Consider the following 19,881-nt stretch of genomic DNA (forward strand, 5'->3'; position numbering starts at 1 on the left):
ACGAACGCGACGCGCGGTACGAACGCGACGCGCGGTACGACGGTGATGGCGACGGTGGGCACGGCGAAGGCCGTGGGCACGGCCGCGACGGTGGCAACGATGTCGGGCGGGGCCGGGGGAGGAGCGACCGCCCCCGCTGCCCGACCCCGCCCCGCCATCCGGCCCGCCCCCGTCCGCACCCTCACCCCCGGCCGTACCCCCGCCGCCGCGCTCCCCGCCGCCCTCCTGCTCGGCGCCCACACCTACGCCGTCACCGCCGTTTCCCGTCACGAGGCGCAGGGCGGCTCCACCGCCGCACCCCTGGCCGCGCTGGCCGGTGCCGCCGGTCTCGCGGCAGCTCTCCTGCGCGGCCGTGCGGCGCCGGGCGGGCCGCCACCGAGCCCGCCGACCGCCGCCGGACGGCTCCTGCTCCCCGCCTTCGCCGCCGCCTACCTCCGCACCTCCGGTGTCCCCCTCCTGCACGCCGCCCTCAACCCCTCCCCGCCCCTCACCCAGCGCGCCGTCGGCGGTGGCATCCGGGCGATGATCCCGCTGCAGGCCGCCCTCGCGGCCAGGGCCGGGGCACCCGTCGGCGGGCTGGCGGTCATGGGGCTCGTCCCCCTCGCCCGCGCGCTCTCCAGGAAGGTGAGCCCCACGTGACCCTCCGCCTCGGCTACGGCACCAACGGACTGACCGACCTCCGGCTCGACGACGCCCTCGGCCTCCTCGCCGACCTCGGCTACGACGGCGTCGGCCTGACCCTCGACCACATGCACCTCGACCCGCTCGCGCCGGACCTCGCCGAGCGCACCCGGCAGGTCGCCCGCAGGCTCGCCGGACTCGGCCTCGGCGTCACCGTCGAGACCGGTGCGCGCTACGTCCTGGACCCCCGGCGCAAACACGGCCCGTCCCTCCTCGACCCCGACCCGGACGCCCGCGCGGCCCGCACCGCCCTGCTCGTCCGGGCCGTCGAAGTGGCCGCAGGGCTCGGCGCCCACGCCGTGCACTGCTTCAGCGGCATCACCCCGCCGGGCACCCCCACGGACACCGCGTGGCAGCGGCTCGCCGAGGCCCTCGCCCCCGTACTGGACGCCTCCGACCGCGCCGGCATCCCGCTGGCCATCGAACCGGAACCCGGCCACCTCCTCGCCACGCTCGCCGACTTCCACCACCTCCGCACCCTCCTCGGCGACCCCGCCCCGCTCGGTCTCACCCTCGACATCGGCCACTGCCAGTGCCTGGAACCCGCCTCACCCGTCGACTGCGTGAAGGAAGCAGCCCCCTGGCTGCGCCATGTGCAGATCGAGGACATGCGACGCGGCGTCCACGAACACCTGCCGTTCGGTGACGGCGAGATCGACTTCCCACCGGTGCTCGAAGCGCTCGCCGCCACCGGATACGCCGGCCTCACCGTCGTCGAACTGCCCCGGCACTCCCACGCGGGCCCCGAACTCGCCGGCAGCTCCATCGACTTCCTGCGCCGGGCCACCGGGACGACGGACGGAGCCGCACCGTGCTGAGCAGCCGCAAGGAACTCGACGACCGGCTCCCCGGAGCGGCCAGGGCCTGGCTCGACGAAGCGCTCGCCGAAGCCGCGCACGCCGCGCAGCACCCCGGCACCGACAGCGGCAACCCGCCCTGGGAGCTGCGCTTCGCCTCGGCGGGACGGCACTGCGGCCTCGAGAACGCCGACTCCGTACGCGCGCTGCTGCTCGTCGAGGCCCGCGCGGGACTGCCCGCCGTCACCCGGCTCTACGAACAGGGCACCGCCGCCGAACGCCGCGCCGTCCTCCTCACCCTGCACCGGCTCGACCTCGGAGCCACCGCCCTCCCGCTCGTCGAGGACGCCCTGCGCACCAACGACACCCGGCTGGTCGCCGCGGCCGTCGGCCCGTACGGCGCGGCCCACCTCGACGCGCACGGCTGGCGGCACGCCGTGCTCAAGTGCCTCTTCACCGAGGTCCCCGTCGAAGCCCTCGACCGGCTCGGTGAGCGAGCCCGCGGAGACGCCGAACTCGCCCGCATGCTGGGCGACTTCGCCGCCGAACGCACCGCTGCGGGACGCGTCGTCCCCGCCGGTCTGCGGACCGTCCTCGACCTCACGGCCCCGGCACCCCCCGCTCCCGCCCCCACCCCCACGTCGACGGAGGAAACCTCATGAGGATCTTCGACCCCCACATCCACATGACCTCCCGCACCACGGACGACTACCAGGCGATGTACGACTCGGGAGTCCGGGCCCTCGTCGAACCCTCCTTCTGGCTCGGCCAGCCCCGCACCTCGCCCGCCAGCTTCTTCGACTACTTCGACGCCCTCCTCGGCTGGGAACCCTTCCGCGCCTCCCAGTACGGCATCGCCCACCACTGCACCCTCGCCCTCAACCCCAAGGAGGCGAACGACCCCCGGTGCACCCCCGTCCTGGACGCCCTGCCCCGCTACCTCGAAAAGGACTCGGTCGTCGCCGTCGGTGAGATCGGCTACGACTCGATGACCCCCGCCGAGGACACCGCCCTCAGCGCCCAGCTCCAGCTCGCCGCGGACCACGGGCTTCCCGCGCTCGTCCACACCCCGCACCGCGACAAGCTCGCCGGCCTGCACCGCACCATCGACGTCATCCGCGAGTCCGACCTCGCCCCGGAGCTGGTCCTGCTCGACCACCTCAACGAGACGACCGTGCAGGACGCCCTCGACAGCGGCTGCTGGGCCGGCTTCTCCATCTATCCCGACACCAAGATGGACGAGGACCGCATGATCACGGTCCTGCGGAACCACGGCACCGACAGGATCCTCGTCAACTCGGCCGCCGACTGGGGGAAGAGCGACCCGCTGAAGACCCGCAAGGTCGCCGACACCATGCTCAAGGCCGGATTCGACGAGGACGACGTCGACAAGGTCCTCTGGCGCAACCCCGTCGCCTTCTACGGGCAGAGCGGCCGCCTCCAGCTCGACCTCGCCGCCCCCGGCCCGCTCCACGAGGGCAACTCCATCCTCCGCGGCGGGGAGTGAGCCATGCGCTTCCGCCACCCCGACGGCTCCACCGTCCACCTCGCGTACTGCACCAACGTGCACCCCGCCGAGACCCTCGACGGAGTCCGCGCCCAGCTCCGCGACCACTGCGAGCCCGTACGCAAACGGCTCGGCCGGGACCGCCTCGGCATCGGCCTCTGGCTGGCCAGGGACGCCGCCCGCGCCCTGATCAACGACCCGGCCGCCCTGCGCGCGCTGCGCGCCGAGCTCGACCACCGCGGCCTCGAAGTGGTCACCCTCAACGGCTTCCCCTACGAGGGCTTCGGGGCCCAGGAGGTCAAGTACCGCGTCTACACACCGGACTGGACCGACCCCGAACGGCTCTCGCACACCACCGACCTGGCCCGGCTGCTCGCCACCCTGCTGCCCGACGACGTCACCGAGGGCACGATCTCCACCCTGCCGATCGCCTGGCGCACCCCGTACGCCGACGAACCCACGGCGGCGGACACGGCACGCAAGGCCCTCACCACGCTCGCGCAGCGCCTCGACGCCCTCGCCGAACTGACCGGCAAGAACATCAGGATCGGCCTCGAACCCGAACCCGGCTGCACCGTGGAGACCACCGCCGACGCCATCGGACCCCTCACCGCCGTGGGGCACGACCGCATCGGCATCTGCGTCGACACCTGCCACCTCGCCACCTCCTTCGAGGACCCGGACACCGCGCTCGACGCCCTGGGCGCGGCCGGCGTCACCGTCGCCAAGGCCCAGCTCTCCGCGGCGCTGCACGCCGAACACCCGCACCTGCCCGAGGTGCGCGCCGCCCTGGGCGCCTTCGCCGAACCCCGCTTCCTGCACCAGACACGCACCCTCACCACGGCAGGCCTGCGCGGGACCGACGACCTCGACGAGGCGGTGTCCGGCGGGGCCCTCCCCGACGGCACCCCCTGGCGCTCCCACTTCCACGTCCCCCTGCACGCGCCTCCCGCGCCCCCTCTCACCTCCACCCTCCCCGTGCTCCAGTCCGTGCTGAACCGGCTCGTCGGCGGGCCCGAACCCCTCACCCGGCACCTGGAGGTCGAGACGTACACCTGGCAGGCGCTCCCCGCCGAACTGCGGCCGCGCACCCGCACCCAGCTCGCCGACGGCATCGCCGCCGAACTCACCCTCGCCCGCGACCTCCTCGTCGACCTCGGACTCAAGGAGCTCCCATGACCGCCCCCACCGCCGGCGACCGCCCCACCCCCCTCCTCGTCCTCGACGTCGTCGGTCTCACCCCCCAGCTCCTGGCGCACATGCCGAACCTCCGCGCCCTGGCCGGGACGGGCACCCAGGCACCCCTGTCCACCGTCCTGCCCGCCGTCACCTGCGCCGCCCAGTCCACCTTCCTCACCGGCACCACCCCCTCCGAACACGGCATCGTCGCCAACGGCTGGTACTTCCGCGAGCTCGGCGACGTCCTCCTGTGGCGCCAGCACAACGGGCTCGTCGCCGGGGACAAGCTCTGGGACGCGGCCCGCCGCGCCCACCCCGGCTACACCGTCGCCAACATCTGCTGGTGGTACGCGATGGGGGCCGACACCGACTGGACCGTCACACCGCGCCCCGTGTACTACGCCGACGGACGCAAGGAACCGGACTGCTACACCCGGCCCCCGGCACTGCACGACGAACTGACCGAGAAGCTCGGCACCTTCCCCCTCTTCCACTTCTGGGGCCCCGGCGCCGACCTCGTCTCCTCGCAGTGGATCATCGACGCCACCCGGCACATCCTCACCACCCGCGGCCCCGACCTGGCGCTCTGCTACCTCCCGCACCTCGACTACGACCTCCAGCGCTACGGCCCCGACGACCCCCGATCCCACCGCGCCGCGGCCGACCTCGACCGCGCCATGGCACCCCTGCTCGACGACGCGACGGCCCAGGGCCGCACCGTCGTCGCCCTCTCGGAGTACGGCATCACCCGCGTCGACCGGCCCGTGGACATCAACCGGGCCCTGCGCCGCGCCGGGCTCCTTGAGGTGCACACCCAGGACGGCATGGAGTACCTCGACCCCATGGCGTCCCGTGCCTTCGCCGTCGCCGACCACCAGCTCGCCCACGTCTACGTACGCCGGCCCGAGGACCTCGATGCGACCCGGGAGGCACTCGCCGACCTGCCCGGGATCGCCGAGCTCCTCGACGACGAGGGCAAGAAGGCCCACCACCTGGACCATCCCCGTTCCGGCGAGCTCGTCGCCGTGGCGGAGAAGGACGCCTGGTTCACGTACTACTACTGGCTCGACGACGACCGCGCGCCCGACTTCGCCCAGCTCGTCGAGATCCACCGCAAACCGGGCTACGACCCGGTGGAACTCTTCATGGACCCCCAGGACCCCTATGTCCGGGTGAAGGCCGTCTCCGCGGTCGCACGCAAGAAGCTGGGGATGCGCTACCGCATGGCGGTCGTCCCCCTGGATCCCTCACCTATTCGAGGCAGCCACGGCCGCCTCCCCACGAGCGACGACGAAGGTCCGCTCATCCTCTGCTCCACCCCCCACGCGTTCACCGGCCGAGTCCAGGCCACCGAAGTGAAGTCCTTGCTGCTCCAGCTTGCCGGACTGCACTGACAATCCGTCCCGCCCGCACGTTCACAGGGAGATTTCTGACCATGAGCCGCACCCCGAAGGACCCCGAGCTCGCGCGCAGACTCAGCCGCCGCAACGTCCTGGGCGTCGCCGCCGGAGCCACTGCCGCGACCCTCCTCAGCGGCGCCGCCGCCCAGGCGTCGAGCCCGGGCCACGGACACGGCAAGGACCACGGCCACGGACACGGCAACGACCACGGGAAGGGCCGCGCGGTCCTGCCCCCCGGCCGCCTCGGCATCCAGCTCTACAGCCTCCGCGACAAGGTCTCCACCCTCGGCTTCGCACCCGTCTTCTCCGAACTGGAGAAGTACGGATACGACGAGATCGAGTTCGCCGGATACACCCAGGGCTCGGCCGGCGCCATCACCCTCGCCCAGCTCAAGCGGCTGGCGAAGGACCACGGGCTCAACCCCATAGGCAGCCACGTCAACTACTACGACGACAACAACCCCGGCGCCTACTCCTTCGCCCAGAACCTCACCCAGGTCCTCGACGACGCCGAGGCACTCGGCCTCAAGCACATCGGCACCGCCTCCGGGCCGTTCCGCTACGGCGACACCGTCGACGGCTGGAAGCGCGCCGCCGAGGACTTCAACACCTACGGCGCCGCGGCCCGCAAGCGCGGCATGAAGTTCTACCAGCACAACCACGCGGAGGAGTTCTCCTTCGCCACCGACAAGCCGAAGGTACGTCTCTACGACGTCCTGCTCGCCGAGACCGACCCCGACCTGGTCTACCTGGAGATGGACATCTACTGGGCGTTCTGCGCGCAGTTCCGCTTCGGCAAGCGGGTGGACGGCACTCCCGCCCCCTTCAACCCCATCGACTACGTACTCAAGCAGCCCGACCGCTACCCCCTCTTCCACGTCAAGGACGGCACGCGGAACGACGCCGCCCGCGACGGCTACGACATGACGGACGTCGGTGACGGGGACATCGACTACAAGAACTTCCTGAGCCGCGTCACGGCCCGCACCCACCGCGGCCGTACCTACCACCACTGGCAGACCGAGCACGACAACCCGGTCGAGTCCTTCGCCTTCGCCCGCAAGTCCAGCGCCCATCTGCACTCGCTCCGCGAGAGCCGCTGCGGGGACTGACCCGGCGCCGCACAGCAGTGCGGGGGCCCGCCACCGGGCCCCCGCACTGCTGTGTCCGGACGGACCGGACGGTCACGTCACCCCAGGGCCGGCCACCCCGGGACCTGCCACCCCGGGACCGGCAACCCCGGAACCGGCCACCGGCCCGGCATGCCCGGCGCCCGAGCGCCCCGGTGCCTTCAGGAAGCACGCGAGGACCGCCGAGCCGAAGCCGACGCTGCCCGCGATGGCGAACGCCGCGTCGTACCCCCAGTTGCTCACGACGACCGCGCCCATCCCCGAACCCACCAGCCCGGAGACCAGCTTGGAGCTGTAGACCATGCCGTAGTTGGACGCGTTGTTGTTCTCACCGAAGAAGTCCGCCGTCATCGCGGCGAAGAGCGGGAAGATGGCGCCGCCGCCGAATCCGGAGACCATCGAGCAGAACAGGAAGAACGGCATCGAGCCGATGTTCCCCGAGAAGTACACGCCGAACTGCGCCGCGCCCAGCACGATACAGACGAAGATCAGCGTGTTCCGGCGCCCGTAACGGTCGGAGATCCAGCCGATCACACCGCGGCCGGTGCCGTTCACGATGGCCTTCAGCGACATGGCCGTGGCCACGATGCCGCCCGCGAACCCCATCTCCTTGCCGAACGGCACCTGCATCGCGATGCCGAAGATGTTGATGCCCGCCGTACACAGCAGGCAGAACCACATCATCCACAGCACGGGTGTACGCGCCGCCTCGCGCGGGCTGTACTGCTTGACCGACGGCGGGTTCTTCGCCAGCGAGCGCACGATGCGGGGGTCGTCCGACACCTTCAGCGGGTCCACGTGGCCCGGCCACCAGTTCTTCGGCGGGTCCTTGAAGAACCACCCGGCGACGGCGACCGTCACACAGCACACGACACCGACGAAGACCAGCACGACCTCGTAGTTGGACAGGTCCATGTACGAGGTGAACAGGAAGACGAACGGCACCGAACCGTAGGCGAAACCGCCGTTGACCAGGCCCGTCTTGCCACCCTTGCGTTCCGGGTACCACTTGCCGACCATGTTGACGCAGGTCGCGTAGACGAGACCGGCGCCGATGCCGCTGAACATGCCGAAGCCGATGTACGCGACGATCACATGCGGTGCGTACGCCAGGGACAGATAGCCCAGCAGCGTGCCGGACGCGCCCAGGAGCATGGCGCTCTTGGCCGGCAGCCGGCCGCTCTCACGCAGCTTGCCGGCCGGGAAGGCCACGGCCGCCTGGAAGAACACCCAGACGCCCATCAGCCAGAAGATGTGCCCGCTGTTCCACAGATGGGCCTCGTGCAGGGTCTCCTCGGCGGACGTGAAGGCGTACTCCGAGGAACTGATGCCCAGCATGCCGATCCACGGGAAGAGCACCATCGTCCAGCGCGCTCGTCCCATGATGTCCCGGTCGGTCTCGCCGAGCCGGTATGTGCGGCCGTTGTGATCCGTCACCTCCCTGAAGGGGACGGATGTGGAGAGGTCTGTAGTCGTCATTGTCGATCGAACCCCTTGCGTGGAAGAAGTCTGGCCAGCGCCCCCTGCCCGTTCTCACTTCGCGCGGGGGTCCGCGGCCGAGCGGTGCGCCGCAGACCCCGTGGTTCGAGCCGCCGTCATCAGGTCATCGGCCACCGCCCAACAACCCGGCCGCCCTGGCCCACCGGTACTTCGCGCCGAGCACGGCGACCGGCCGCTCCGTGGTGTACGGATACGCGACGACGCCCCGCTCGAACAGGTACGCGCAGGCCTCCTCGACCTCGGTGTCACCCGCGAGCGACGCCACCACCGGCTTCTCGATCCCGCGCGCCCGGAACTCCTCCACCACCCGGGCCGTCAGCTCCGCGAAGACCATCGGGGGAGTGACGATCGTGTGCCAGTAGCCCAGCACCAGCGCGTGGATCCGCGGATCCTCCATGCCCAGCCGGATCGTCGCCTCGTACGTCGACGGCGGCTCGCCGCCCGTGATGTCGATCGGGTTGCCGGCCGCCCCGAACGGCGGGATGAACGCCTTGAACGCCGTGTCCAGGTCCGGCGGGATCTCCATCAGCGAGAGCCCGTTGTCGACGATCGCGTCCGACAGGAGCACCCCCGAACCGCCCGCCCCCGTGATGATCACGACGTTGTCGCCCTTCGGCGCCGGCAGCACCGGCAGCGCACGCGCGTACTCCAGCATGTCGTTCAGGCCCGGCGCCCGGATCACCCCCGCCTGCCGCAGGATGTCGTCGTACACGGCGTCGTCCCCGGCCAGCGCGCCCGTGTGGGAACCCGCCGCCCGGGCGCCCGCGCTCGTCCGGCCCGCCTTGAGGACCACGACAGGCTTCTTCGGTACGGTCGCCCGCGCCGCCTCCACGAACGCCCGCCCGTCCTTGAGGTCCTCCAGATGCATCGCGATGCAGGCGGTGTTGGGGTCCTCGCCGAACCAGGTCAGCAGGTCGTCCTCGTCGATGTCGGACTTGTTGCCGAGCCCGACGATCGCCGAGACCCCGGTCCTCGTCGACCGCGCGAAGCCCAGGATCGCCATGCCGATCCCGCCGGACTGCGACGTCAGCGCCACGGGCCCCTTGACGTCGTACGGGGTGCAGAAGGTGGCGCAGAGGTCCTGCCACGTCGAGTAGTAGCCGTAGATGTTCGGCCCCAGCAGCCGTACGCCGTGCTGCTCGCCGATCGCCACGATCTCGTCCTGCAGGGCCTGTTCACCGGTCTCGGCGAAGCCGGACGGGATGAGCACGGCGTTGGGGATCCCCTTGCGTCCCACCTCCTGGAGCGCCGAAGCGACGAACTTGGCGGGTATCGCGAAGACCGCCACATCCACCTCACCGGGAACGTCGGTGACACTCTTGTACGCCTTGCGGCCGAGAATGTCATCGGCCTTGGGGTTCACCGGATGAATCTCGCCCGCGAACCCGCCGTCGATGAGGTTCCGCATCACCGAATTGCCGATCTTGCCCTGCTCGTTGGAGGCCCCGATGACCGCGACCGAACGCGGCTCCATCAGCCGGCGCATCGAGACGAGGATCTCCTCCCGGCTGTAGCGGCGGCGTGGCTTGACCTCCTCGGTCGTGAGCAGGATCCGGATGTCCGCGGCGACCGCGCCGTCCGGCGAGGCGATGACGGGGTTGAGGTCGACCTCCGCGATCTCCGGGAAGTCCGTGACCAGTCGGGAGACCCGCCGGATCTGCTCCGCCAGCGCCCACCGGTCCACGGCCGGCGCCCCGCGCACCCCCTTCAGGATCTCCGCCGCACCGATCGAGTCGAGCATCGACTGCGCCTCGTCCGCCGTCACCGGAGCCAGCCGGAAGGTGATGTCCTTCAGCACCTCGACCAGGACACCGCCGAGACCGAACGCGACCACCTTGCCGAACGTCGGGTCGGTGACCGCCCCGACGATGACCTCCTGCCCGGGCGGCACCAGCTGCTGGACCTGCACACCCTCGATCCGTGCGTCGGCCGCGTAGGCCCTCGCGTTCTTCACGATGGTGCAGAACGCCGCCCTTACCTCCTTGGCGCCCGACACCCCGACCACGACACCGCCCGCATCCGTCTTGTGCAGGATGTCGGGGGAGACGATCTTGAGCACGACGGATCCGCCGAGCCGGTCGGCCAGGGCCACCGCCTCGTCCACGTCACGTGCCAGGCCCTCGCCCGGCACCGCGATCCCGTACGCGTCGGCGACGACCTTGCCCTCAGGGGCGGTGAGCGCGCTGCGCCCCTCGCCCCGGACACGGTCGAGGAGTGCCCTGACGCGTTCCCACTCGTGTTCCTGCTGCTGGTTCTCGACTGTTCCGGCCATGCTCAGATGACTCCGTTCGTCTTCAGAAGCCGCAGTTCGTCGTCGCCCAGGCCCAGTTCGCCCACGTACACCTCCGCGTTGTGCTCACCGAGCAGCGGGGAGGTGACGATGTCGACGGGGGAGTCGGACAGCTTCAGCGGGCTGCCGACCGTGGTGAACGCGCCGCGCTCGGGGTGCTCGACGCGGACCACCATCTCGTTGGCGGCGAGGGACTCGTCCTCGACGATCTCCTTGGTGGAGAGGATCGGACCGCAGGGGATGTTGTGCGCGTTCAGCTGCTCCAGCACCTCCCACTTGGGGAGCGTCGCCGACCACTCCTCGATCAGCTGGAACATCTTGCCGAGCTTCGGCAGCCGGGACTCCGGCGTCGCCCACTCGGGGTCCTCCGCGAGCTCGGGCCGGCCGATGAGGGCGGACAGGGGCTTCCAGCCGACCGGCTGCACGATGACGTACACGTAGTCGTTGGGGCCGCCCGGCGCGCACTTCACCGCCCAGCCCGGCTGACCGCCGCCGCTGGCGTTGCCGCTGCGCGGCACCTCGTCGGCGTCGGCGGTGACCTGTGCGTCCGGGTACTCGGCGAGCGGGCCGTGCGCCAGCCGCTGCTGGTCACGGAGCTTGACCCGGCAGAGGTTGAGCACGGCGTGCTGCATCGCCACGTTCACCCGCTGCCCGCGCCCGGTGTTCTCGCGCTGGAAGAGGGCGGCGAGGATGCCGGCCACCGCGTGGATCCCGGTGCCCGAGTCACCGATCTGGGCGCCGGTGGCGAGCGGCGGCCCGTCGGCGAAGCCCGTGGTGGACATGGAGCCGCCCATGGCCTGCGCGACGACCTCGTACGCCTTGAAGTTGGTGTACGGGCCCTCGCCGAACCCCTTGATCGAGGCGTACACGATCCGCGGGTTGATCTCCTGGATCCGCTCCCAGGTGAACCCCATGCGGTCGACGGCGCCCGGACCGAAGTTCTCCACCATCACGTCGCTGCGGCGGATCAGCTCGGTGAGGATCTCCTTGCCGCGCTCGCTCTTGGTGTTGAGGGTGATGCTCCGCTTGTTGCAGTTGAGCATCGTGAAGTAGAGGGAGTCGACGTCGGGCAGATCGCGCAACTGCTTGCGGGTGATGTCGCCGCTCGGCGCCTCCAGCTTGACGACGTCCGCCCCGAGCCAGCCGAGCAACTGGGTGGCGGAGGGACCGGACTGTACGTGGGTCATGTCGAGGACGCGCACGCCCTCAAGAGCTTTGGTCATGCCGACGGCTCCTCTACTTGTACATGGTCTGGTTCATCGTTCCGGGGGCGTACGCGTCCGGGTCGACCCAGACGTTGATCAGCGAGGGCAGTCCCGACTCACGGGCCCTGCGCAGCGCGGGGGCGATGTCGGCGGGGTCGCGCACCTCTTCGCCGTAACCCCCCAGCATCTGGGCGAACTTGTCGTAGTGGACGTCCCCGAGGGTGTTGCCGACCCGCTCGCGCTCGTCGCCGTACTTGGCCTTCTGGCCGTAACGGATCTGGTTCATCGAGGAGTTGTTGCCGACGATCCCGACGAAGGGGAGGTTGTAGCGGACGAGCGTCTCGAAGTCCCACCCGGTGAGGGAGAACGCCCCGTCACCGAAGAGCGCCACCACCTCCTTGTCGGGCCTGGCCTGCTTGGCGGCCAGCACGAACGGCACCCCGACCCCGAGCGTGCCGAGGGGGCCCGGGTCCATCCAGTGGCCCGGGGTGCGGGGCTGGACGACCTGTCCGGAGAAGGTGACGATGTCGCCGCCGTCCCCGATGTAGATGGAGTCCTCGGTGAGGAAGTCGTTGATCTCGCTCACCAGCCGGTAGGGGTGGATGGGCGAGGCGTCCGACTTCAGCTGGGGGAGCCGCTTCTCGATCGACGTCTGCTCGGCGGCGCGCAGTTCGTCCAGCCATGCCTTGCGCTTCACCGACCCCCCGTTGAGCCGGCCGCTCGCCGCCTCCGTGACCGCCTTCAGGACGAGCGAGGCGTCCCCGACGATCCCGAGGTCGACATCGCGGTTCTTGCCCACGGTCCGGTAGTCCAGGTCGATCTGGACGACGGTGGCGGCCGGGGAGAGCCGCTTGCCGTAACCCATCCGGAAGTCGAAGGGCGTGCCCACGATCACGATCAGGTCGGCGTTGGAGAAGGCGTAGCGCCGCGAGAGCTGGAAGTGGTGCGGATCGCCGGGCGGCAGGGTGCCGCGGCCCGCGCCGTTCATGTACGCGGGGATGTTGAGCGTCCGGACGAGCTCGGTGGCGGAGTCCGTGGCGCGGGTCGTCCAGACCTGACTGCCCAGCAGGATGGCCGGCTTGTCGGCGTGGACGAGCAGATCGGCGAGCTTCTCGATGTCGGCCGGGTCGCCGCCCGCCCGGGTGGATGCCCGGTACCGCCCCGCTTCCGGGACCCTGGCCCGGTCCGCCGGGACCTTCGCGTCGAGCACATCGCGGGGGATCTCCAGGAACGACGGGCCGGGCGCCCCGTGGTAGCACTCCCGGAAGGCCATCGACACCATGTCCGCCGCCCGCGCGGTGTCCGGCACGGTGGCCGCGAACTTGGTGATCGGCGTCATCATGTCGACGTGCGGCAGGTCCTGGAGCGAGCCCATCTTGTGCTGGGTGTGCGCTCCCTGACCCCCTATCAGGAGCATCGGTGACTCCGCGCGGAAGGCGTTGGCGACGCCGGTGACGGCGTCGGTCGTCCCGGGGCCCGCGGTGACGACGGCGCACCCCGGCTTCCCGGTGACCCGGGCGTAGCCGTCGGCCGCGTGGGCGGCCACCTGTTCGTGCCGTACGTCGACGACGTCGATGCCCTCGTCGACGCAGCCGTCGTAGATGTCGATGATGTGGCCGCCACAGAGGGTGTAGATGCGTTCCACCCCCTCCGCCTTGAGTGCCTTGGCGACCAAGTGCCCACCGGAGATGAGGTTCTGGTTGTCCTGGCTGTCCTCGGGCATGGCGATGTCCTGTCCCTTCGTAGGGGAGTGCGGGAGCCGCTCCGCCGCTCTCGCGGTACATTGCATACAGTCGACGAATACTGTATGAAGCTTGTTATCCCGCATCCGGTGGGTGGTGTCCAGGGGGCGTGCGGCACTTTCACAATCGGCACGATCGGGAGTGGCTATGGATCTCTACGAGCACCAGGCAAGGCAACTCTTCGCGGATCACGGCATCGCCGTACCGGACGCCGAGGTCGTGGACCATCCGTCCGCGGCCCATGCCGCGGCCGAACGGCTCGGCGGCCGTGTCGTCGTCAAAGCGCAGGTCAAAGTGGGCGGACGGGGCAAGGCCGGCGGGGTGAAGGCCGCCGCCGACCCCGGGGCGGCCGTCATCACCGCACGCCAGATCCTCGGCATGGACATCAAGGGTCACCGGGTCCGGTCGGTGATGCTGGCTCAGCCCGTGGCCATCGAGGAGGAGTTCTACGTCGGTTACGTCCTGGACCGGACCGCCGGGACCTTCCTCGCCATCGCCTCGGCGGAGGGCGGCATGGACATCGAGGAGGTCGCCGCCACGCGCCCGGACGCGGTGGCCCGTATCCCCGTCGACCCGGCCGAGGGGGTCACGGCGGCCGAGGCGGCGCGGATCGCCGAGGCGGCCTCGCTCCCGCCGGAGACCGCGCCCGTGCTCCAGGCGCTGTGGCAGGTCCTCACCGAGGAGGACGCCCTGCTCGTCGAGGTCAACCCGCTGGTCCGCACCACGGACGGCCGCATCCTCGCCCTGGACGGAAAGGTCACCCTGGACGACAACGCGGCTTTCCGGCAGTCGCGTTGGGGCGCGGACACCACCGACCCGCACGGCGACCCGCTGGAGGCGGCCGCCGCCGCCAAGGGGCTCAACTACGTCAAGCTCGACGGCGAGGTCGGCATCATCGGCAACGGCGCGGGCCTCGTCATGTCCACCCTCGACGTGGTCGCCGGCTGCGGCGCACGCCCGGCCAACTTCCTGGACATCGGGGGAGGTGCCTCGGCCCGCGTGATGGCCGACGGGCTCACCGTCATCCTCTCCGACCCGTCGGTGAGGTCCGTCTTCGTCAACGTGTTCGGCGGCATCACCGCCTGCGACGCGGTCGCCGACGGCATCGTCCAGGCCCTCGACTCCGTCCATCTGACGAAACCACTGGTGGTCCGGCTCGACGGCAACAACGCGGCCCGCGGACGGGCGATCCTCGACGACCGGGCGCACCCGATGGTCCAGCAGGTCACCACGATGGACGGCGCAGCCGACCGAGCAGCCCGACTCGCCCTGGGAGGGCACTGATCATGGCCATCTTCCTCAGCAAGGAGAGCAAGGTCCTCGTCCAGGGCATGACCGGCGCCGAGGGCATGAAGCACACCCGGAGGATGCTCGCCGCGGGCACCCAGATCGTCGGCGGGGTCAACCCCCGCAAGGCGGGCCGCACCGTGGACCTCGACGACCGCACGGTCCCGGTCTTCGGCTCCGTACGCGACGGCATGGACGCGACCGGCGCGGACGTCTCCGTCGTCTTCGTCCCGCCGCCGTTCGCCAGGGCCGCGGTCGTCGAGGCGGCGGACGCGGGCATCGGTCTGGCCGTGGTCATCACGGAGGGCATCCCCGTCCACGACGCGGTGGCCTTCCACGCCCACGCCCGGGCGCGCGGCACACGCATCCTCGGCCCCAACTGCCCCGGGGTGATCAGCCCGGGCCAGTCCAACGCGGGGATCATCCCCGCCGACATCGCGACGAAGCCGGGCCGCATCGGCCTGGTCTCCAAGTCGGGCACGCTCACCTACCAGCTGATGCACGAACTCCGCGAGACCGGCTTCTCCACGGCGGTGGGCATCGGCGGCGACCCGGTGATCGGCACGACACACATCGACTGCCTGACGGCGTTCGAGAACGATCCGGACACCGAACTGATTGTCCTGATCGGCGAGATCGGCGGCGACGCGGAGGAACGCGCCGCGGCGCACATCGCCCGGCACATCACCAAACCGGTGGTCGGCTACATCGCGGGCTTCACCGCCCCCGAGGGCAAGACCATGGGCCACGCCGGGGCGATCGTCTCGGGGTCGAGCGGCACGGCGGCGGCGAAGAAGGAGGCACTGGAGGCGGCGGGCGTAGCGGTCGGAGCCACCCCCACGGAGACGGCCCGCCTGGCAGAAGCCAGACTCCACGGCTGATTCGCACCCGTACCTTCTGCCCGTTGCGGCTTCACCTCGCGTCGCGTGCGGGACCACGCCATCCGCCTGTTCGGGCTCTGTCCGGTGGCCGGCGCGGGGCCGCATCAATGCGCCTGTTCCGGCTGTGTCCCGTGCCCGGTGCAGGGCCGCGCCAACCCGCCTGTTCCGGCTCCGCCTCGCGTCCAGTGCGGGGCAGCACCAATCCGCCCGTTCCGGCTCTGCCCCGTGTCCCGTGCGGGGTCGCATCAATTCGCCCGTTCTGGCCCTGTCCTGTATCCCGTGCAGGGCCGCACCAAGCCAGCCGTTTCGGCTCTGCCTCGTGTCCCGTGCAGAGCCGCACCAATCCGCCCCTTCCGGCTCTGCCCCGTGTCCCGCGCAGAGCCGCATGAATTCAGCCCGTCCGGCGTTTGAGGACCGGGGTCCGGGGCGGAGCCCCGGTTACGGGATGGGGCGGGCAGGGGAACAGGCCCGCCGCAGGCGCCCGCCCGCACCCCGCCCCCGCCCCGCCCCATCCCGCACCCCCGCCCCACCCCTCGCTCCCGCCCACACCCCCAGAGCGGAGACCCGATGACATCAACGCCCACCCCCAGCCCCGCCCCCGCCCCCACCCTCACCCTCAAGCCAGGAACCGCCTGGCACGACGCCTGGAACCGCTGCCTCACCACCGCCCCCGAGGCGTTCGCGGACGACCGGACCCGCAACCTCTGGTCCGGCACCTGGCACCAGGACGGCCGCACCCTCCCCGCCACCAGCCCCATCGACGGCACCCCCCTCACCGGCCCGCCCCGGCTCGACGCCCCGGCCGCCCGCCAGGCCGTACGGGCGTCCCTCGACCAGCACCGCGCCTGGCGCCACATCCCGCTCCCCGAACGCCGCGCCCGCGTATCGGCCACCCTCGACGCCCTCACCGAGCACCGCCAACTCCTCGCCCTGCTCCTGGTCTGGGAGATAGGCAAACCCTGGCGCCTGGCCCAGGCCGACGTGGACCGGGCCATCGACGGCGTCCGCTGGTACGTCGACCACAGCGACCGCCTCCTGGCCGGCCGGACCCCGCTCCCGGGCCCCGTCTCCAACATCGCCAGCTGGAACTACCCCATGTCCGTACTGGTCCACGCGATGCTCGTCCAGGCGCTGGCCGGCAACGCCGTCATCGCCAAGACCCCCACCGACGGGGGCGTCTCCTGCCTCACCCTCGCCTGCGCGCTCGCCGCCCGCGAAGGCATCCCGCTCACCCTCGTCAGCGGCAGCGGCAGCGAACTGTCCGAGCCGCTCGTCCGCTCGCCCGAGATCGGCTGCGTCTCCTTCGTCGGCGGCCGGGACACCGGCGCCCGCATCGCCACCGCCGTCGCCGACCTCGGCAAGCGCCACATCCTCGAACAGGAGGGCCTCAACACCTGGGGCATCTGGAACCACACGGACTGGCCGTCCCTCACCGCGGTCATCCCGAAGCTCTTCGACTACGGCAAGCAGCGCTGCACCGCCTACCCCCGCTTCGTCGTCCAGCGCACCCTCTTCGCCGACTTCCTGGCCGCCTACCTCCCCGCCGTACGGTCTCTCCGCACCGGCCACCCCCTCGCGGTGGAGCACCCCTCCGACCCGCTCCCCGTCCTGGACTTCGGGCCCCTGATCAACGCCTCCAAGGCCAAGGAACTCCACGACCAGGTCACCGAGGCGATCGACCGCGGAGCCGTACCCCTCCACCAGGGGTCCGCGGCGGCGGGCCGGTTCCTCCCGGGCCAGGACACCAGCGCCTACCTCCACCCCGTCACACTCCTGAACCCGCCCCCGTCCTCCCCGCTCCACCACGCGGAACCCTTCGGCCCGGTCGACACGATCGTCCTGGTCGACACCGAGGCCGAACTCCTCGCCGCCATGAACGCGTCGAACGGAGCCCTGGTCGCCACCCTCTCCACCGACGACCCGGCGACGTACGCACGCCTCGCCCCGCAGATCCGCGCCTTCAAGACGGGCCACGGCACGCCGCGCTCCCGGGGCGACCGCGAGGAGCTCTTCGGCGGCTTCGGGGGGTCCTGGCGCGGGGCCTTCGTGGGCGGCGAACTGCTCGTACGGGCCGTCACCGAGGGTCCGCCCGGGGAGCGGCTGCCGGGCAACTTCCCCGACTACCACCTCGTGCCGCAGGTGTGATGGGACGTTGAAGGACCTGTGATGCTCCGTCACCTCGTCACGGAACACCCATACGATCTTCGTACTACGGGGCTGGACACTCCCGGCGCCGTGTCAGAGGAAAGACGAACTCGCACACCGTTAGGAAATCCTTCGTGAAGAAAACCAAGACGTGGACGGCGCTCGCCCTGCCTGTCCTGGTCGCCTCGGCCGTACTCACCGCCGCCCCGTCGGCCGGTGCGGCGTCCGCCGGCACCCTCGCCGAGTCCGGCGGGGTGAGCACGCAGGCCGCGCTCACCTGCAAGGGGTACGGGAGGGGCGGGGTGACGAATGCCCGTACCCCCGTCCACACGGGCGCCTCCGCGAGCGCTTCGGTCACCAGCCACATCGCTGCCGGACGGACCGTCCACCTGTACTACGAGTGCATCAACTCGGCAGGGAACGTCTGGTACGAGATCACCGGTTACCTCGACAGCGATGCGCCGGGCACCCCGAGCAGGGCCAGGTTCATCTACGGCGGATACATCAAGTAGCTCCGAACCGTCCGGCGCGGGCACGGACATGCCGAGGGGATCAGCCGATCCCCTGACGGTCCGGGCGCAGCGCGAACGCCCGCCCGGCCCTCTCGGGCACCGTGCGCTCCACCGCTTCCACCAGGAGCGCACGGTGCCTGAGCAGCGGCTCCCTCCGTTCCTCGGAGGCGAGCAGCAGCAGATCGTCGAGCCCGGCCAGCAGCCGCCGGGTGACCTGCGGACTCGTGGCCGCACACCACCGGATCTCCTCGAACGCGAGATCCACGAGCTCCGTCCACCCCGGCACCCGCTGGACGAGCCGTACATCGCCGCGCCGGTCCCGGTGGTGCAGCGGGGCGAGCGGCAGACGGACGGCGACGGCGAGGTACTGCACGATCCGGTCCAGGCACTGCACAGCGGTGGTCGGGTCGTTCACCGAGGACGACAGCGCGCGCAGCGCGATGTCCGACAGCTGCCGCAGCCCGAACGCCGGGTCCTGGTACGCGGTGCGCTCCACACCGACCGTGACCGTGCGCCTCAGGGCGGACCTCGGCGGGACCGCCCCGCCGAGCACCGCGAGCAGCGGCGTGCCGGGCACCACGAAGTCCCCGATCCGGGGCACCAGCCGCAGGACGACCCCGTGCCGGCGTGCGGCCCGCACCAGCCGTCCCACCGCCACACCCCGCAGCACCCCGGCGTCCTCCCGGTGGAGGACGTACGCCGTACGGGCCCCCGGCGGCGGTTCCTCCTGCGTCCCCACGGGCTGCCGCGCGAGCGAACGGAGCGACTCGCGGGTGATGTGGTCGAGGACGGGGCCGACCTGCATCAGCCGCAGGGTCGACGACACATAGGCGACGAACAGCAGCAGACTCAGGCCGACCAGCCCGAGCGTCAGCAGGCTCTGGAGCAGGGGCGCCGTCATCACCCGGCGGGGATCGGGTTCCGGCCCTCCCTCGTACGAGGTCAGCACCAGCAGGGAGAACGCGAAGGTCGCGAGGAACACGGTGAGCGTGAGCTTGCTGATCCTGCTCCGTACGAAGATCCGGACGACGCGCGGGGTGAGCTGCCCGCTCGCCATCTGCACGGCCACCAGCGAGATGCTGAACACGACACCGATGAACGTCATCATCGCCGAGCTGACCGTGGTGACGATCGTCCGGGCGTCGGCGGCGAAGGTGAGGAGGTCGCCCAGCTCCTCGTACGCCCCCTCCTCCTGGAAATACATGACGATCCGCGTGTCCACTTCGGACAGGGCCAGCCACAGCACGACGGCGCCCACGAGACCTGCGGCCGGCGTGAACCAGAAGGTGTCGCGCAGCCGCTCCCGCAGCGCGGCCAGGGCGCGGGGCGGTCGCGGGACGCGTGCGCCCGTTACGCTCCTCGTGCCACGTGGGCCACTCGTGCTGCCGGTGCCCCTCATGCCGCTCATTCCGGGAAGGTAGTCCGGGAGCACTCCGCGTGCGCCGCACGTCACGGAACGTACGCGTGTCGGCACCAGGTGCGCCCCGGTCGGGCCCGCACCGCACTGACCACCTAAAACGCAGGTGAGAGGCACCCCAAACCCCTGGTATTGTTTTCTTTGTCGCCACGGGGAACACCCCGGGACGACAGACACCTTGTCCGGGTGGCGGAATGGCAGACGCGCT

At 71.1% G+C, this 19,881-nt stretch carries 16 protein-coding genes; 11 read left to right on the forward strand and 5 right to left on the reverse strand.

The features are described from left to right. The 7 genes from JKV81_RS36375 to JKV81_RS26055 all read left to right on the forward strand — a co-directional run. On the forward strand, positions 1-639 hold a 639-nt coding region (locus JKV81_RS36375), incomplete at its 5' end, for a UbiA prenyltransferase family protein (protein ID WP_505016572.1). Beyond that, positions 636-1,499: a sugar phosphate isomerase/epimerase family protein gene (locus JKV81_RS26030; RefSeq protein WP_202078051.1), complete on the forward strand. Its 864-nt coding sequence runs from the start codon at positions 636-638 to the stop codon at positions 1,497-1,499. The genes JKV81_RS36375 and JKV81_RS26030, both read left to right, overlap by 4 nt. Then, positions 1,493-2,140, forward strand: a complete 648-nt coding sequence (locus JKV81_RS26035; protein ID WP_124275754.1) for an EboA domain-containing protein — start codon at positions 1,493-1,495, stop codon at positions 2,138-2,140. The genes JKV81_RS26030 and JKV81_RS26035 overlap by 7 nt, the downstream gene beginning before the upstream one ends. Beyond that, entirely contained in the window at positions 2,137-2,985 is an 849-nt protein-coding gene (locus JKV81_RS26040) for a TatD family hydrolase (RefSeq protein ID WP_129266500.1), read from the forward strand. The genes JKV81_RS26035 and JKV81_RS26040 overlap by 4 nt, the downstream gene beginning before the upstream one ends. Before the next feature lie 3 nt (positions 2,986-2,988). Continuing rightward, the gene (eboE, locus tag JKV81_RS26045) at positions 2,989-4,164 is read left to right on the forward strand and encodes a metabolite traffic protein EboE (RefSeq protein ID WP_124275756.1); all 1,176 of its coding nucleotides are present in this window, start codon (positions 2,989-2,991) and stop codon (positions 4,162-4,164) included. After that, positions 4,161-5,558: an alkaline phosphatase family protein gene (locus JKV81_RS26050; RefSeq protein WP_124275757.1), complete on the forward strand. Its 1,398-nt coding sequence runs from the start codon at positions 4,161-4,163 to the stop codon at positions 5,556-5,558. Before eboE ends, JKV81_RS26050 begins: the two co-directional genes overlap by 4 nt. A gap of 41 nt (positions 5,559-5,599) precedes the next feature. After that, positions 5,600-6,676 carry a sugar phosphate isomerase/epimerase family protein gene (locus tag JKV81_RS26055; RefSeq protein ID WP_129266501.1) on the forward strand — a complete coding sequence of 359 codons (1,077 nt, stop codon included), beginning with the start codon at positions 5,600-5,602 and terminating at the stop codon, positions 6,674-6,676. A 72-nt stretch (positions 6,677-6,748) separates the two neighbouring features. Here the strand turns inward: JKV81_RS26055 and JKV81_RS26060 are convergent, their stop codons facing one another. The 4 genes from JKV81_RS26060 to JKV81_RS26075 form a co-directional block, all read right to left on the reverse strand. Further along, a complete protein-coding gene (locus JKV81_RS26060; protein ID WP_129266502.1) occupies positions 6,749-8,173 on the reverse strand; it encodes an OFA family MFS transporter in 1,425 nt (474 codons plus the stop codon). A 124-nt stretch (positions 8,174-8,297) separates the two neighbouring features. Then, complete coding sequence (locus tag JKV81_RS26065; RefSeq protein WP_202078053.1) at positions 8,298-10,466, reverse strand: acetate--CoA ligase family protein; 2,169 nt, start codon at positions 10,464-10,466, stop codon at positions 8,298-8,300. 2 nt (positions 10,467-10,468) lie between these two features. Continuing rightward, positions 10,469-11,707 (reverse strand): formyl-CoA transferase, encoded by a 1,239-nt coding sequence (frc, locus tag JKV81_RS26070; RefSeq protein WP_202078055.1) that lies wholly within the window; start codon positions 11,705-11,707, stop codon positions 10,469-10,471. A 13-nt stretch (positions 11,708-11,720) separates the two neighbouring features. After that, positions 11,721-13,412, reverse strand: coding sequence for a thiamine pyrophosphate-binding protein (locus JKV81_RS26075; protein ID WP_202078057.1), 1,692 nt, complete (start codon positions 13,410-13,412; stop codon positions 11,721-11,723). Positions 13,413-13,578: 166 nt separating this feature from the next. On the opposite strand from JKV81_RS26075, the gene sucC reads away from it, so the two are divergent. The 4 genes from sucC (at position 13,579) to JKV81_RS26095 (ending at position 18,256) form a co-directional block, all read left to right on the forward strand. Then, the gene (gene sucC, locus JKV81_RS26080; RefSeq protein WP_129266506.1) at positions 13,579-14,715 is read left to right on the forward strand and encodes an ADP-forming succinate--CoA ligase subunit beta; all 1,137 of its coding nucleotides are present in this window, start codon (positions 13,579-13,581) and stop codon (positions 14,713-14,715) included. Between the two features lie 2 nt (positions 14,716-14,717). After that, positions 14,718-15,599, forward strand: a complete 882-nt coding sequence (gene sucD / locus JKV81_RS26085; protein WP_202078059.1) for a succinate--CoA ligase subunit alpha — start codon at positions 14,718-14,720, stop codon at positions 15,597-15,599. A gap of 567 nt (positions 15,600-16,166) precedes the next feature. Then, positions 16,167-17,744 carry an aldehyde dehydrogenase family protein gene (locus JKV81_RS26090; RefSeq protein WP_129266508.1) on the forward strand — a complete coding sequence of 526 codons (1,578 nt, stop codon included), beginning with the start codon at positions 16,167-16,169 and terminating at the stop codon, positions 17,742-17,744. A gap of 134 nt (positions 17,745-17,878) precedes the next feature. After that, positions 17,879-18,256 carry a hypothetical protein gene (locus JKV81_RS26095; protein WP_099175329.1) on the forward strand — a complete coding sequence of 126 codons (378 nt, stop codon included), beginning with the start codon at positions 17,879-17,881 and terminating at the stop codon, positions 18,254-18,256. A 40-nt stretch (positions 18,257-18,296) separates the two neighbouring features. Here the strand turns inward: JKV81_RS26095 and JKV81_RS26100 are convergent, their stop codons facing one another. Continuing rightward, entirely contained in the window at positions 18,297-19,655 is a 1,359-nt protein-coding gene (locus tag JKV81_RS26100; RefSeq protein WP_202078063.1) for a DUF2254 domain-containing protein, read from the reverse strand. Positions 19,656-19,881: the final 226 nt, after the last annotated feature.

Origin of the sequence: Streptomyces silvae (assembly GCF_016745505.1) — a bacterium.
GTDB lineage: Bacteria > Actinomycetota > Actinomycetes > Streptomycetales > Streptomycetaceae > Streptomyces > Streptomyces silvae.

What these genes read in the sequence shown, in the direction of transcription:
- frc (WP_202078055.1), bottom strand. Translation starts at nt 11,707, where the DNA reads ATGACCAAAGCTCTTGAGGGCGTGCGCGTCCTCGACATGACCCACGTA.
- sucD (WP_202078059.1), top strand. Translation starts at nt 14,718, where the DNA reads ATGGCCATCTTCCTCAGCAAGGAGAGCAAGGTCCTCGTCCAGGGCATG.
- eboE (WP_124275756.1), top strand. Translation starts at nt 2,989, where the DNA reads ATGCGCTTCCGCCACCCCGACGGCTCCACCGTCCACCTCGCGTACTGC.
- JKV81_RS26090 (WP_129266508.1), top strand. Translation starts at nt 16,167, where the DNA reads ATGACATCAACGCCCACCCCCAGCCCCGCCCCCGCCCCCACCCTCACC.
- sucC (WP_129266506.1), top strand. Translation starts at nt 13,579, where the DNA reads ATGGATCTCTACGAGCACCAGGCAAGGCAACTCTTCGCGGATCACGGC.
- JKV81_RS26065 (WP_202078053.1), bottom strand. Translation starts at nt 10,466, where the DNA reads ATGGCCGGAACAGTCGAGAACCAGCAGCAGGAACACGAGTGGGAACGC.
- JKV81_RS26060 (WP_129266502.1), bottom strand. Translation starts at nt 8,173, where the DNA reads ATGACGACTACAGACCTCTCCACATCCGTCCCCTTCAGGGAGGTGACG.
- JKV81_RS26040 (WP_129266500.1), top strand. Translation starts at nt 2,137, where the DNA reads ATGAGGATCTTCGACCCCCACATCCACATGACCTCCCGCACCACGGAC.
- JKV81_RS26100 (WP_202078063.1), bottom strand. Translation starts at nt 19,655, where the DNA reads ATGAGGGGCACCGGCAGCACGAGTGGCCCACGTGGCACGAGGAGCGTA.
- JKV81_RS26055 (WP_129266501.1), top strand. Translation starts at nt 5,600, where the DNA reads ATGAGCCGCACCCCGAAGGACCCCGAGCTCGCGCGCAGACTCAGCCGC.
- JKV81_RS26050 (WP_124275757.1), top strand. Translation starts at nt 4,161, where the DNA reads ATGACCGCCCCCACCGCCGGCGACCGCCCCACCCCCCTCCTCGTCCTC.
- JKV81_RS26075 (WP_202078057.1), bottom strand. Translation starts at nt 13,412, where the DNA reads ATGCCCGAGGACAGCCAGGACAACCAGAACCTCATCTCCGGTGGGCAC.